The organism is Streptomyces sp. V1I1 (genome assembly GCF_030817355.1).
Lineage (GTDB): Bacteria > Actinomycetota > Actinomycetes > Streptomycetales > Streptomycetaceae > Streptomyces.
Genome location: NZ_JAUSZH010000001.1, coordinates 4,303,409 through 4,317,165, shown reverse-complemented (window position 1 = coordinate 4,317,165; position 13,757 = coordinate 4,303,409). Strand labels below are relative to the sequence as shown.

General features: G+C 69.3%; 12 protein-coding genes and 4 tRNA genes. 9 read left to right on the top strand and 7 right to left on the bottom strand.

The genetic code is table 11. The annotated features are described in order from the left end of the window. Positions 1–4 precede the first annotated feature (4 nt). The 4 genes from QFZ67_RS20350 to QFZ67_RS20335 form a co-directional block, all read right to left on the bottom strand. Entirely contained in the window at positions 5–589 is a 585-nt protein-coding gene (locus QFZ67_RS20350; RefSeq protein ID WP_307662500.1) for a hypothetical protein, read from the bottom strand. Positions 590–660: 71 nt separating this feature from the next. Further along, positions 661–1,023 carry a CrcB family protein gene (locus tag QFZ67_RS20345; protein ID WP_307662499.1) on the bottom strand — a complete coding sequence of 121 codons (363 nt, stop codon included), beginning with the start codon at positions 1,021–1,023 and terminating at the stop codon, positions 661–663. Further along, complete coding sequence (locus QFZ67_RS20340; protein ID WP_307662498.1) at positions 1,020–1,508, bottom strand: CrcB family protein; 489 nt, start codon at positions 1,506–1,508, stop codon at positions 1,020–1,022. Before QFZ67_RS20340 ends, QFZ67_RS20345 begins: the two co-directional genes overlap by 4 nt. After that, positions 1,505–1,855, bottom strand: a complete 351-nt coding sequence (locus tag QFZ67_RS20335; RefSeq protein WP_307662497.1) for a metallopeptidase family protein — start codon at positions 1,853–1,855, stop codon at positions 1,505–1,507. The genes QFZ67_RS20340 and QFZ67_RS20335 overlap by 4 nt, the downstream gene beginning before the upstream one ends. A 74-nt stretch (positions 1,856–1,929) precedes the next feature. Between QFZ67_RS20335 and QFZ67_RS20330 the strand changes: the two genes are divergently transcribed. The 7 genes from QFZ67_RS20330 to QFZ67_RS20300 all read left to right on the top strand — a co-directional run bounded on the left by QFZ67_RS20330 (position 1,930) and on the right by QFZ67_RS20300 (position 8,909). Beyond that, on the top strand, positions 1,930–3,483 hold the full coding sequence (locus QFZ67_RS20330; RefSeq protein WP_307662496.1) for a metallophosphoesterase: 1,554 nt from the start codon (positions 1,930–1,932) through the stop codon (positions 3,481–3,483). A gap of 80 nt (positions 3,484–3,563) precedes the next feature. Further along, positions 3,564–3,636: transfer RNA gene (locus QFZ67_RS20325), tRNA-Glu, on the top strand. 39 nt (positions 3,637–3,675) lie between these two features. Next, a tRNA-Asp gene (locus QFZ67_RS20320) sits at positions 3,676–3,750 on the top strand. A 22-nt stretch (positions 3,751–3,772) separates the two neighbouring features. After that, a tRNA-Phe gene (locus QFZ67_RS20315) sits at positions 3,773–3,846 on the top strand. A 438-nt stretch (positions 3,847–4,284) separates the two neighbouring features. Next, complete coding sequence (hrpA, locus tag QFZ67_RS20310; RefSeq protein ID WP_307662495.1) at positions 4,285–8,217, top strand: ATP-dependent RNA helicase HrpA; 3,933 nt, start codon at positions 4,285–4,287, stop codon at positions 8,215–8,217. 92 nt (positions 8,218–8,309) lie between these two features. Further along, positions 8,310–8,384 (top strand) — tRNA-Asp (locus QFZ67_RS20305). Positions 8,385–8,714: 330 nt separating this feature from the next. Beyond that, positions 8,715–8,909: a DUF6274 family protein gene (locus QFZ67_RS20300; RefSeq protein WP_307662494.1), complete on the top strand. Its 195-nt coding sequence runs from the start codon at positions 8,715–8,717 to the stop codon at positions 8,907–8,909. A 321-nt stretch (positions 8,910–9,230) separates the two neighbouring features. On the opposite strand, the gene bldC is transcribed toward QFZ67_RS20300, so the two are convergent. Both bldC and QFZ67_RS20290 read right to left on the bottom strand, forming a co-directional pair. Further along, positions 9,231–9,437: a developmental transcriptional regulator BldC gene (gene bldC / locus QFZ67_RS20295; protein ID WP_003949541.1), complete on the bottom strand. Its 207-nt coding sequence runs from the start codon at positions 9,435–9,437 to the stop codon at positions 9,231–9,233. 487 nt (positions 9,438–9,924) lie between these two features. Continuing rightward, positions 9,925–10,764, bottom strand: a complete 840-nt coding sequence (locus QFZ67_RS20290; protein ID WP_307662493.1) for a hypothetical protein — start codon at positions 10,762–10,764, stop codon at positions 9,925–9,927. Between the two features lie 185 nt (positions 10,765–10,949). Here QFZ67_RS20290 and QFZ67_RS20285 point away from each other — a divergent pair, with 185 nt between their 5' ends. Both QFZ67_RS20285 and QFZ67_RS20280 read left to right on the top strand, forming a co-directional pair. Continuing rightward, positions 10,950–12,041 (top strand): Glu/Leu/Phe/Val dehydrogenase dimerization domain-containing protein, encoded by a 1,092-nt coding sequence (locus QFZ67_RS20285; protein WP_307662492.1) that lies wholly within the window; start codon positions 10,950–10,952, stop codon positions 12,039–12,041. A 277-nt stretch (positions 12,042–12,318) separates the two neighbouring features. Next, positions 12,319–12,570: a DUF3073 domain-containing protein gene (locus QFZ67_RS20280; protein WP_307662491.1), complete on the top strand. Its 252-nt coding sequence runs from the start codon at positions 12,319–12,321 to the stop codon at positions 12,568–12,570. 83 nt (positions 12,571–12,653) lie between these two features. Here QFZ67_RS20280 and purM read toward each other — a convergent pair whose 3' ends face one another. Then, the gene (purM, locus tag QFZ67_RS20275) at positions 12,654–13,724 is read right to left on the bottom strand and encodes a phosphoribosylformylglycinamidine cyclo-ligase (RefSeq protein ID WP_307662490.1); all 1,071 of its coding nucleotides are present in this window, start codon (positions 13,722–13,724) and stop codon (positions 12,654–12,656) included. Between the last annotated feature and the right edge of the window lie 33 nt (positions 13,725–13,757).

Genomic DNA, 13,757 nt, shown 5'->3' with positions numbered 1-13,757 from the left:
CCCGTTACATGGGTCCCACCTGCGGTGACGCCGACGGTTCCGTATACATGCCCTGCCCGTCGGCCCCTTGTATTGCCCCCGCGTGCACCTCAGGAGCGGACGACGGCGGCGGCGGATCGGACGGCTCGCTCGGCTGTGGCGTTGGACTCACCGGTGGCGGCTCGGACGGCGTCGGCTGCGGCGGCAGTTCGGACGGGGACGCTCCGCCTCCGGTCGGCTGGGGATCCCGCGGCGGCTGCGGCTTCTGCCCGCCCCGCGCGGGCTTCGCCGCGGGCTTCGCGGTACCGCTCGGGCTCGGTGACGCGCCCTTGCCGTCCGCACCCTCCTTGCCGGCCTTGTCCGGCTCGCCGTGCTCGCCGCGCGCCCGGTGCCCGCCCGGCGCCGCCCGCCCGCCGTCCGGCTCGGCCACCGCACCACGCCGGTCCGTGGCCGTACGGGGTGGCGGTTTCCCGCCCTCGTCGTCGCTCACGCTCATACAGCCTGCCGAGGCCGCGATCGCCAGCGAAGCGGCGATCGCGACAGCCAAACGGCCGGGTGCGGACAGCTGGCGCACGGGCGGCACCTCCAGGGCACAGGACTCGGGTTTCACTACCCAACTCCCTGTGCCCCACAAGGGACACGCCCCCGCGCCGCACAAGGAACGCGCCCTTGTACTTCCCCCTACGCCACGAGCCCGCGCGCCAACTCCGCGCCCAGGAACACCGATCCGAGCCCCACCAGCAGCGACGCGCCCACATTTGCCGCCGCCAGGAATATCCACCCGCGCTCGGCCAGCCGCAGCGTCTCGTACGAAAACGTCGAGTACGTGGTGAGCGCCCCGCACAGACCCGTACCGAGGAGGGCGTACGTCCCCGAGGTCACCGCCGCCCCCGAGAGCGCGCCCAGCACCAGACTCCCGGCCGCGTTGACGACGAAGGTCCCCCACGGGAACACCGAGTCGTGGCGCGCCTGCACCGCACGGTCCGTCAGATACCGCAGGGGCGCGCCGACCGCCGCGCCCACCACCACCAGCAGCCAGTTCACCTAGCGGCCCCTCTGGTCAGGACCGTCCTGGTCACCGAGGCGGCCAGCCACACCGCGGCCATCGCGCCCGCGACGGTCCCGGCCGCGTAGACCATCGCGGTGTCCGCCTCCTCACGCTCGAGGAGCTCGGAGAAGTCGAGCGCGTACGTCGAGAAGGTCGTGAACCCGCCGAGCACCCCGACTCCCAGGAACGGCCGCACCAGCGGATGCGCGCTCCGGCCGCCCTCGCTGACCAGCACCATCAGCACCCCGATCAGCGCGCAGCCCAGCACATTGACCCAGAAGGTCGCCCACGGGAACGCGCCCGGCGCCGCGGGCCACAGCACCAAGGCGGCGTACCGGGCCGTCGCCCCCACCGCTCCGCCCGTCGAGATCGCCGCGAGCACCGGCCACTTGTGGCTGCCCGCGGTCTCGGCGCGCTGCGCGGGCACATGCAGATCGACATCCGGATCGATCGCCTCCGGCGGCGGGCCCGGACTTGTCACCCGTATCCCAGCGCGTGCAGCCGCTCGTCGTCGATCCCGAAGTGATGGGCGATCTCGTGCACCACGGTGATCTCGGTCTCCGCGACCACGTCCTCGCGGGTCTCGCACATCCGCAGCGTCGGCCCGCGGTAGATGGTGATCCGGTCCGGCAGCACGCCCGCGTACCACTCGCCTCGGTCGGTGAGCGGAGTCCCCTCGTAGAGCCCGAGCAGCTCGGGGTCGTCGGCGGTGGGCTCGTCCTCGACGAACACCGCGACGTTGTCCATCAGCCGCGTCAGCTCCGGCGGGATCCTGTCCAGCGCTTCGGCGACCAGTTCCTCGAACTCCTCGCGCGTCATCTCCAGCACCCGGCCATTGTCACGTACGGCGCCCGACCGGTCGCCCCGGCATGGCCGCCCGCCGGGCTGGGCATACGGGACCAATGGCCCGCGAAGCCCCGGAACGGATCCGAGCCGCGCTCACCCGGCTCCAGCACCACTACCGCTCACGCAACACCAGCCCCACCAGCACCCTCGTCCACACCCCGCACCCCTGGGCCCGCGCGCTGGGCCTTGCCGCCGTGGTCCTCCTCGGCGCCTGGCTCGGCCTGCTGATCGTCGGCAGCGTCCGTACGCCGGTCGGCCCGATGGACACGAGCATGACCCTGCGCCCGTCCCTGTCCGGCGGCACAAAGATCAACGTCTCGCCGCTGGGCGCCCTGGAGCTCGACTCCCATGTCGCACCCATCCGACTCGACGTCGACGTCGACCAGCTCGACCCGGTCCGCTCCCAGGCCCTGGTCGAGCACCCCGAACGCCTCTCCGGCCTCCAGGACGAGGTCGCCCACGACGTGACGGACGGGACCACGGAGCTGGCCGTACGCTCCTGCGTCGCCGTCGTCTCCGGCGCGACCGCCCTCGGCCTCGCCGTCTACCGCCGCCCGCGCCGCGCCCTCGCGGCGGGCGGCCTCGCGCTGGCCCTCCTGACCGCCTCCGGCATCTCCGCGTACGCGACGTGGAACCCGAAGTCCGTCCTGGAGCCGAAGTTCTCCGGACTGCTCTCCAGCGCCCCCTCGGTCGTCGGCAACGCGCGCTCCATCGTCACCGAATTCGACGTCTACCAACAGGAGTTGGCGCGCCTGGTCACCAATGTCACCAAGCTGTACGAGGCGACCTCGACCCTCCCCACCTACCAGCCGGACCCCCGCACGATGCGCGTGCTGCACGTCTCCGACATCCACCTCAACCCGGCGTCGTGGCACATCATCGGCTCGCTCGTCGAGCAGTACGGAATCGACGTGATCATCGACTCCGGCGACACGATGGACCACGGCACCGCCGCCGAGAACGGCTTCCTCGACCCGATCCCCGACCTCGGCGCGCCCTACGTCTGGGTCCGCGGCAATCACGACTCCGGCACCACCCAGGCGTATCTCTCCCGCCTGAAGAACGTGCACGTCCTGGACGACGGCCGGGCCGTCACCGTCGCCGGCCTGCGCATCGCGGGCATCGGCGACCCCCAGTTCACCCCCGACCGCTCGGTCGTCGCCCAGGGCGACCCGGCCGAACGCATGGCGGGCATCCGCCTCGCCTCCGCCCTGCGCGACCAGACCCGCGCGGGCACGCCCGTCGACATCGCGATCGCCCACAACCCGGTCGCGGCGCGCGAGACGGACGGCGAGGTCCCGCTGGTCCTGGCGGGCCATGTCCATCAGCGCCAGACGGAGGTGCTCGGACAGGGCACGCGCCTGAAGGTCGAGGGCTCGACGGGCGGCGGGGGCCTGCGCGCGCTGCAGAATCAGAAGCCGGAGAAGGTGCGGGCGTCGGTCCTCTATCTGGACCGTACGACCAGACGGCTGCAGGCGTGGGACGAGATCACGCTGGGCGGCCTGGGCCTGACGACGGCCGAGGTCAGCCGCCACCTCCCGGACGAGAACGTACCCGGGGCGACCCCGTCCCCGAGTGCTCCCTCCGGCACCCCCTCCCACCGCCGGTAAACCGTTTTGGCGATAGCTCCCCACATCCCATATGCTTCTCACGTCCCCGACGCGCTGCGAAGCGCCCAGGTGGGCCCTTAGCCCTCATCGTCTAGTGGCCCAGGACGCCGCCCTTTCAAGGCGGTAGCACGGGTTCGAATCCCGTTGGGGGCACGCATCACCATGTGCGAGACTTGTGCTCGCACATTGCTTGGTCCTGTGGAGCAGTTTGGAGTGCTCGCCACCCTGTCAAGGTGGAGGCCGCGGGTTCAAATCCCGTCAGGACCGCTGCGGCTGTCGAAGGCCGCGTGGCTGGGTAGCTCAGTTGGTACGAGCGATCGCCTGAAAAGCGATAGGTCGCCGGTTCGACCCCGGCCCCAGCCACAACCCGAAAGCCCCGGCCCCCACGGACCGGGGCTTTCGCCATACCCACCACCGCCCAGCGAGCCACCCTGTCAAGGTGGAGGCCGCGCCCGCGGCGCAGCCGCAATCGGGTACAGCAAATCCCGTCAGGACCGCTGCGGCTGTCGAAGGCCGCGTCGCCGGTCAGCCCAGCCAGTACGAGCCATCGCCCGAAAAGCGACAGGTCGCCGGTTCGACCCCGGCCCCAGCCACAACCCGAAAGCCCCGGCCCCCACGGACCGGGGCTTTCGCCATACCCACAGGTCGCCGACGCCCAGCGGGGCCCGTTCGGTCCCGGCTGAGCGGCGTGGACGCGCTCTTACTTCCCGCGGAACCGGACGGATGCGCTCCGTCCTCCACCGGCTTGTGGTGGAAATGTGTTCGCCAGCGCTTTCCCGGGGGTGCGATCCTGGGATCCGTATGTCTACTTCCTTCGCCGACCTTCAGACCCTGCTGGCCGGGGCGTCCCTGCGCGACGCCCACCGGCTCGGCCGCCGTCTCGATGGCGCCCGCCGTATCCGTAAGCCCGAGGCGCGGCAGGCCGTGCTTGAGGACATCGCCGCCGAGGCCGAGCAGTCCGCGGCCCGCACGGCCCGGCGGGCCGGCCGGGTGCCCGGGGTCACGTACCCCGAGCAGCTGCCGGTCAGCCAGCGGAGGGACGAGATCCTCGAGGCGATACGGGACCACCAGGTCGTGATCGTCGCGGGCGAGACCGGCTCGGGCAAGACCACCCAGATCCCGAAGATCTGCCTGGAGCTGGGCCGCGGCGTACGCGGCATGATCGGCCATACGCAGCCGCGAAGGATCGCCGCCCGCACCGTCGCCGAACGTGTCGCGGAGGAGCTCCGCACCCCCCTCGGCGAAGCGGTCGGCTGGAAGGTCCGGTTCACGGACCAGGTCGGCGGCGACACCTTCGTCAAGCTGATGACGGACGGCATCCTCCTCGCCGAGATCCAGACGGACCGCGAGCTGCGCGCGTACGACACGATCATCATCGACGAGGCCCACGAGCGTTCCCTCAACATCGACTTCCTGCTCGGCTATCTCGCCCAGCTGCTGCCCAGACGCCCCGACCTCAAGGTGATCATCACCTCCGCGACGATCGACCCGGAGCGCTTCTCACGCCACTTCGGCGACGCCCCGATCGTCGAGGTCAGCGGCCGTACGTACCCCGTAGAGGTGCGCTACCGCCCCCTCCTCGAGGACGACAGCGAGGACAGCGACCGCGACCAGATCACCGCCATCTGCGACGCCGTCGAGGAGCTCCAGGGCGAGGGCAAGGGCGACATCCTCGTCTTCCTCTCCGGCGAGCGCGAGATCCGCGACACCGCGGACGCGCTCAACAAGAAGCAGTACCGCTTCACAGAGGTGCTCCCCCTCTACGCACGGCTTTCGCACGCCGAGCAGCACCGCGTCTTCCAGCCGCACACCGGCCGCCGCATCGTCCTCGCCACGAACGTCGCCGAGACCTCGCTGACCGTGCCCGGCATCAAGTACGTGATCGATCCGGGCACCGCCCGTATCTCCCGCTACAGCCACCGCACCAAGGTCCAGCGCCTCCCCATCGAGCGGATCAGCCAGGCCAGCGCCAACCAGCGCAAGGGCCGCTGCGGCCGTACCTCCGACGGCATCTGCGTCCGCCTCTACTCCGAGGACGACTTCGACTCCCGTCCCGAGTTCACGGACGCCGAGATCCTGCGTACGAACCTCGCCTCCGTCATCCTCCAGATGACCGCCGCCGGCCTCGGCGACATCGAGAAGTTCCCCTTCATCGACCCGCCGGACCACCGCAATATCCGCGACGGCGTCCAACTCCTCCAGGAACTGGGCGCGTTCGACCCGGCCCAGAAGGACCCCAAGAAGAAGCTCACGCAACTCGGCCGCAAGCTCGCCCAGCTCCCGGTCGACCCGCGCCTGGCCCGTATGGTCATCGAGGCCGACAAGAACGGCTGCGTACGCGAGGTCATGGTGATCGCTGCCGCGCTCTCCATCCAGGACCCGCGCGAGCGGCCCGCCGACAAGCAGACGCAGGCCGACCAGCAGCACGCCCGCTTCAAGGACGAGACCTCCGACTTCCTCGCCTACCTCAATCTCTGGCGCTACATCCGCGAGCAGCAGAAGGAGCGCGGCTCCTCCAGCTTCCGCCGGATGTGCAAGCAGGAGTATCTGAACTTCCTGCGCATCCGCGAGTGGCAGGACATCTACGCGCAGCTGCGTACGGTCGCCAAGCAGATGGGCATGCATCTCGAGGAGCCCTCGGCGGAGGCAGCCGCTCCCGAGCAGTCCGTCCACACCTCGCTGCTGGCGGGCCTGCTCTCGCACATCGGCCTCAAGGACACCGACAAGAACGAGTATCTGGGCGCACGCAGCGCCAAGTTCGCGGTCTTCCCCGGCTCGGCACTCTTCAAGAAGCCCCCGCGCTTCATCATGTCGGCGGAGCTCGTCGAGACGTCGCGCCTGTGGGCCCGCGTCAACGCCAAGGTGGAGCCCGAGTGGATCGAGCCGCTCGCCGGGCATCTGATCAAACGCACCTACAGCGAGCCGCACTGGGAGAAGGACCAGGCGGCGGTGATGGCGTACGAGCGGGTCACGCTGTACGGCGTGCCGATCGTGGCCCAGCGCAAGGTGAACTACGGACGCATCGACCCGGAGACGTCCCGCGAGCTCTTCATCCGTAACGCGCTGGTCGAGGGCGACTGGCGTACGCACCACAAGTTCTTCGCCGACAACCGCAGACTCCTCACCGAGGTCGAGGAGTTGGAACACCGGGCGCGGCGCCGCGACATCCTCGTGGACGACGAGACGCTCTTCGACTTCTACGAACAGCGAGTGCCCGAACACGTGGTCTCGGGCGCGCACTTCGACTCCTGGTGGAAGCACAAGCGCCGGGACGAGCCCGAACTCCTCGATTTCGAGCGCGAGATGCTCATCAACGAGAAGGCCGGGCAGGTCACCAAGGACGACTACCCGGACTCCTGGCGGCAGGGCGGGCTGAAGTTCCGGGTGACGTACCAGTTCGAGCCGGGCGCGGACGCGGACGGTGTGACCGTCCACATCCCTCTCCAGGTGCTGAACCAGGTCACGAGCGAGGGCTTCGACTGGCAGATCCCGGGGCTGCGCGAGGAGGTGGTGATGGAGCTGATCCGCTCCCTCCCCAAGCCGATCCGCCGGCACTACGTCCCTGCCCCGAACTATGCGAAAGCGTTCCTGGAGAGGGCTGTGCCGCTCCAGGAGCCGATGCCTGTCACCCTCGCGCGCGAGCTGCAGCGCATGGTCGGCGTCCCGGTCACGGCGGACGACTTCGATCTGTCCCGGGTCCCCGACCACCTCAAGATCACGTTCCGGATCGTCGACGAGCGCCGCAAGAAGCTCGCGGAGGCCAAGGACCTGGAGGCGCTGAAGCTCCAGCTGAAACCGGAGGCGCGCCAGGCCCTCTCGAAGGCCGCCGCGGCCGCCACGTCCGGGCCCGCCGGCCAGTCCCTGGAGCGCACCGGCCTCACGGACTGGACGATCGGCACGCTGTCCCGCGTCTTCGAGACGCGCCGGGCCGGCCAGCCGGTCAAGGCGTACCCGGCGCTCGTCGACGCCGGTGAGAGCGTGTCCGTACGCCTCTTCGACACCGAGGCCGAGCAGCAGCAGGCGATGTGGCAGGGCACGCGCAAGCTGATCCTGCTCAACATCCCGGTGAACCCTGCCAAGTTCGCCTCGGACAAGCTCACCAACCAGCAGAAGCTGGCCCTGTCCCGTAATCCGCACGGCTCGATCCAGGCGCTCTTCGACGACTGCGCCTCGGCCGCGGCGGACAAGCTGATCGCCGACCACGGCGGGCCGGCGTGGGACGAGGAGTCCTTCCGCAAGCTGTACGACAAGGTCCGCGCGGATCTCGTCGACACGACGGTACGGACGGTGGACCAGGTCCAGCAGATCCTGGCCGCCTGGCAGGCCTGCGAGCGCCGCCTGAAGGCGACGAACAGCCTGGCCCTGGTCGCCAGTGTCCAGGACGTCCGCGAGCAGCTGGCGGCCCTCATGCCGCCCGGCTTCGTGACCAGGACCGGCCTGAGGCGGCTGCCGGACCTCATGCGCTATCTGGTCGCGGTGGACCGCCGCCTCCAGCAGATGCCGACGAACGTCCAGCGCGACACGACGCGCATGGAGAAGGTCCACGAGATGCAGGACGAGTACGCCTGGCTGCTGGAACAGATGCCGCAGGGCCGCCCGGTCCCGCGGGAGGTCCTGGACATCCGCTGGATGATCGAGGAGCTGCGGGTGAGTTACTTCGCGCACGCGCTGGGCACGGCGTACCCGGTCTCGGACAAGCGCATCGTGAAGGCGATCGACGCGGCGGCGCCGTAACGCGTCCGTCGCCTTGAGTGAGTTCGACCGGACCCTCCGAGCTGCTGTACAGTCTTGCTTCGCAGCGCACGGCAAAAAGCGCGGCGAAATCTGGTCCTGTGGAGCAGTTTGGAGTGCTCGCCACCCTGTCAAGGTGGAGGCCGCGGGTTCAAATCCCGTCAGGACCGCAGTGATACGAAGGCCCGCATCCGTCAAGGACGCGGGCCTTCGTCATGCGTGGACCCGGCCGAGACCCGGATCCCGTCAAGGACGCGGGCCTTCGCCGTACGTGGACACGGCCGCCGGAGGCCGCGCCCGCGGCGGAGCCGCGAACAGACACAGCAAATCCCGTCAGGACCGCCCGCCCCGCCCAAGGCCCGCATCCCTCCAGGACGTGGGCCTTCGCCGTGCCCGCACCCCTCCCAGGCGCCGGCCTTCCCCATCCGGGCGTCTTGACGGCGTCATCTGCCGCCGGTACCCAATCACTAAGGGGACGGCACACACCGGAGGTGACGTGCATGGCGGCGTCCGCAGCGAGGCAGCACGAGACCAGGGCGCTGTTGCGCGCCCATCTGAAGGCCGCAGCGTCCGGCTACCGGCATCTCACCCGTCACTGCCCCATCTGCCATCGCCTCCAGCGGCTCGCCATGGAACCCTCCGCACCCGGCTCCGCACCCGCCCACGCCGAGGACGAAGGCCCCATCACCCAGTGACAGACTCGTCTTTGGCAAGGGTTGTGCAATGTGACGGGAGTCACCGAACGGGATTTCCGAAACGGTGAACTTACCCCCTCCCTACAACCAGCCAATTTAATATGTGCAATTGCACCACCCCCTGAGCACCTCCGCGCACCTCCGCCCACCCCCCGGACCGGTCGCGCCCCGCCCCTCCCCAGGCACAAAAAAGATCGCGCTGGACCCGGCGGAGTCCAGCGCGATCGATGACGAAGTCCGTTGGGGCAGACGCCCGTCATGTGGAGCTATAGGTGGGCTTACCGGGATGGGGGTCCCGGAAATGCCCGATCAATGGGGTGTTCAGGCCTCGCTACGCTGCTGCGGAATACCCGCAAGCAGTGCGCGGACCTCTGCCTCGCGATACCGACGATGCCCACCGAGCGTGCGGATGGACGTGAGCTTGCCTGCCTTGGCCCAGCGGGTGACCGTCTTCGGGTCCACGCGGAACATCGTGGCAACCTCAGCCGGGGTCAGCAGCGGCTCGGCATCAGGGGTGCGAGCGGTCATGAGCGGCCTCCTCGGGAGAACCGAACCTTCTCGGTTCTTTCCTCTAAATTCTGCACCTTGACCCGCGTTGCCCGAAATGGCGGACGCGGGTCGAGTCGGTTATAGGACGAACGGCTTGTCCTCGGCACTACAACTACACCATCCGTCCAGCCACGTCGGCCAAACCGACGGAATTGCCCTCTGAGGTGTTCATCAGCGGCGGAAGCCCGATGGACCATGCCATAACGGACAGTTACGTCGCAGTGACGATCAGTCACAGAGCTATCAGGAGTCGCCAGACCCCCCATAGGGTGCAATGCCGAGTTTTCCGCCCTTAGTTGGACGGAAGGAGTCCTCCCCGGACTCCTTGTCCTATTTTGACACGAGGGTAGGCGATAGGCGCAAGGGCCCAGTAAGTGCCGTCCGTCACGCTTGAGACAAAGGCCCGGATCGGGTCCTACGTCCTGGACCGATGGCCTCGATGATCCTCAATGCCCATCAGAAACGCTCAGTTCGCGAACTGAAGGTCCCTCACAGCCCGCCAGCGCTCAACCAGACGGCCGTACGCCTCGCCCGCGCCCTCGCCGTCCCCGGCCCGCAGCGCCTCGATCCCCGCGGCCAGATCCGCCGCCGAGCGGTCCTCGGCGAGCTGGGGTCCCGCAAGAGCGTGCACCAGGCCGCCGTAGTCGAGCTCGACCAGGGAACGCGGATGGAACTCCTCCAGCCACCGCCCCACGTCCACCAGGCCTTCGGTCAGCTGTCCCTCGTCGATCGTCTCTCGCAGCGTCTTCAGTGCGCGGGCCACCCGCCGCCTGGCCTGCACCATCGGCGTCCGGTAGCGCAGCACGGGCGCCGCGGGCCCCGCCGGCTCGTATTCGCGCTCTTCGTCCGAGAAGAGCGCGAACCAGCGCACCGGCACCTGCCAGACCGACGTACGGATCCAGGGCCGCGCGTCCGGGTTCCGCTCGCGCCACTGCTCGTAGTCCGCCGCCGCCTGCCCGCGCACCACCGGCGGCAGCGCCGCATCGAGGAGCGCGGCGGGCAACAGCTCCGTCAGCTCCTCCAGCGCCAGCCAGCCGCGCAGCCTGGTACGCCACGGGCAGACGCACACCACGCCGTCCACCTCCGTGACAAAAGCGTCGCCGCTCTCGTGGACCGGCACGGGGACCGGCGGGGTGGGCAGCAAGTCGGCCAGCGAACGCCGCAGTTCGTCCTGTGCGGTGGGGGTGTGCTCCCGGCGGGCGTAGCGGGCCCAGTGGCCCCGCTCCGGCTCGGGAAAGGCCGCCAGCGGCTCGTACACCCGCAGGTAGGCCGCGTACGGGACGAGGACCGAGGACAGCGCTGGCATGCCGCGAATCCTTCCACGCCAGTACTCCGCCAGGGGGTGATCCTCAGCACTGCGTCGGATCTACGCACGCGTAGGACTTACTCTCGTGCCGAACTCAAGGCTTCCCCACCCTTCCCCTGCCACAAGCGACGGGGAGACCCCCAGGAAGCCCTTCCACCGCCGCTTCGTACTTGGGAGTCACCACCGTGACCGATGTGACCGACGGCGTCCTGCACACCCTGTTCCGATCGGACCAGGGAGGCCACGAGCAAGTCGTGCTGTGCCAGGACCGCGCCTCTGGCCTGAAGGCCGTCATCGCCATCCACTCCACCGCCCTGGGCCCGGCCCTGGGCGGCACCCGCTTCTACCCGTACGCCACCGAGGAAGAGGCCGTCGCGGACGCGCTGAACCTGTCCCGGGGGATGTCGTACAAGAACGCCATGGCCGGCCTTGACCACGGCGGCGGCAAGGCCGTGATCATCGGTGACCCGGAGAGGATCGAAGCCCGTCAGAGAACAGAGCTGCTGCTCGCCTACGGCCGCTTCGTGGACTCCCTCGGCGGCCGCTATGTGACGGCCTGCGACGTCGGCACATACGTCGCGGACATGGACGTCGTGGCCCGCGAGACGCGCTGGGCCACCGGCCGCTCCCCCGAGAACGGCGGCGCCGGCGACTCGTCGGTCCTCACGGCCTACGGCGTCTTCCAGGGCATGCGGGCCTCGGCCCAGCACCTGTGGGGCGACCCGACGCTGCGCGGCCGCAAGGTCGGCATCGCGGGCGTCGGCAAGGTCGGCCACCACCTGGTCGAGCACCTGCTGCAGGACGGCGCCGAGGTCGTGATCACGGATGTGCGCGAGGAGTCCGTACGCCGGATTCTCGACAAGCACCCGCGGGTCACAGCGGTCGCGGACACGGACGCCCTTATCCGTACGGAGGGTCTGGACGTCTACGCCCCGTGCGCGCTCGGCGGCGCGCTGAACGACGACTCCGTGACGGTGCTCACCGCGAAGGTGGTGTGCGGTGCTGCCAACAACCAGCTCGCGCACCCCGGCGTCGAGAAGGACATCGCGGACCACGGGATCCTCTACGCCCCCGACTATGTGGTGAACGCCGGCGGAGTCATCCAGGTCGCCGACGAGCTGCACGGCTTCGACTTCGACCGCTGCAAGGCGAAGGCGGCGAAGATCTTCGATACCACGCTGGCAATATTCGCACGTGCGAAGGAAGACGGGATTCCGCCGGCCGCGGCGGCGGACCGGATCGCCGAGCAGCGGATGTCAGAGGCCCGCGGCCTCTGACCTGGCAGGCTCTGACCCGCCGACTGGGAGACAAGACTCACCCCGGTCGGCGGGTCGACTGCCGAGAAGAGGTTAAAATCGCAGTTGACCAGCGAGGACAGGGCTCCTCGCGGGTCCTGTGAAGTGGCGCGTCATGCGGGCGGCGTACCGTATGGCCGCGGAAGCAGGTACCGTTGAAGTCCTACGGACCGGTCTCTCCACGGAGAGCCCGTTCCGAATCATGAACGCGTGTCAAGACTCTGGGGCCGTCGAGCCCCGTCACCGAGGGGGTCGAGCCATGGGGCGCGGCCGGGCCAAGGCCAAGCAGACGAAGGTCGCCCGCCAGCTGAAGTACAACAGCGGCGGGACTGACCTGTCGCGTCTGGCCAATGAGCTGGGCGCATCGCCTTCGAGTCAACCACCGAACGCTGAGCCGTTCGAGGATGACGACGAGGAAGATGACCCGTACGCACAGTACGCGGATCTGTACAACGACGACGATGACGAGGACGACGAGTCCGGTCCGTCGTCACAGCGCCGCGGCGCTTGACGTACGTACACCTCAAAAAGCATTGCTACGTGACCCGGTCAGGGGCGTTCGCCCCGGACCGGGTTTCGCGCTGCCCTGCGGGCTCAGTTCGCGTAGTCCCCGGTCAGGGTCGCACCGGTGGCGCGGTCGCCGCGGTCCGTGATCTCTCCCGCGACCCAGGCGTCGACGCCGCGGTCCGCGAGCGTACTCAGCGCCGCGTCCACCGACTCCTCGGGGACGACGGCGATCATGCCCACGCCCATGTTGAGGGTCTTCTCGAGCTCGAGACGCTCGACCTGGCCGGCCTTGCCGACGAGGTCGAAGACCGCGCCGGGGGTCCAGGTCGAACGGTCGACGACCGCGTGCAGATTGTCCGGAATGACCCGGGCGAGGTTGTTGACAAGACCGCCGCCGGTGATGTGGCTGAAAGCGTGCACCTCGGTGGTCCGGGTGAGCGCCAGGCAGTCCAGCGAGTAGATCTTGGTGGGCTCGAGCAGTTCCTCGCCGAGGGTGCGCCCGAACTCCTCCACCTGCTCCTCCAGCGCCATGTTCGCGCGGTCGAAGAGCACGTGCCGTACGAGCGAGTACCCGTTGGAGTGAAGGCCTGAGGACGCCATGGCGATGACCGCGTCACCCGTACGGATACGATCCGCGCCCAGCAGCCGGTCGGCCTCGACCACGCCCGTACCGGCGCCGGCGACGTCGAAGTCGTCCTCACCGAGGAGCCCGGGGTGCTCGGCGGTCTCGCCGCCGACCAGCGCGCAGCCGGCCAGCACACAGCCCTCGGCGATGCCCTTGACGATGGCGGCGACGCGCTCGGGGTGGACCTTGCCGACGCAGATGTAGTCGGTCATGAAGAGCGGCTCGGCGCCGCAGACGACGAGGTCGTCGACGACCATGCCGACGAGGTCGTGGCCGATCGTGTCGTACACGCCCATCCGGCGGGCGAGGTCGACCTTCGTGCCGACGCCGTCCGTGGCCGAGGCGAGCAGCGGGCGCTCGTAACGCTTGAGGGCGGAGGCGTCGAAGAGACCGGCGAAGCCGCCGAGGCCGCCGAGGACCTCGGGGCGCTGCGTCTTCTTGACCCACTCCTTCATCAGCTCGACGGCGCGGTCACCCGCCTCGATGTCGACACCTGCGGACGCGTAGCTGGCACCGGTGGACTCAGCAGACATAGCCAAGAACTTTCGTGTCGTAAAACGGGGGCG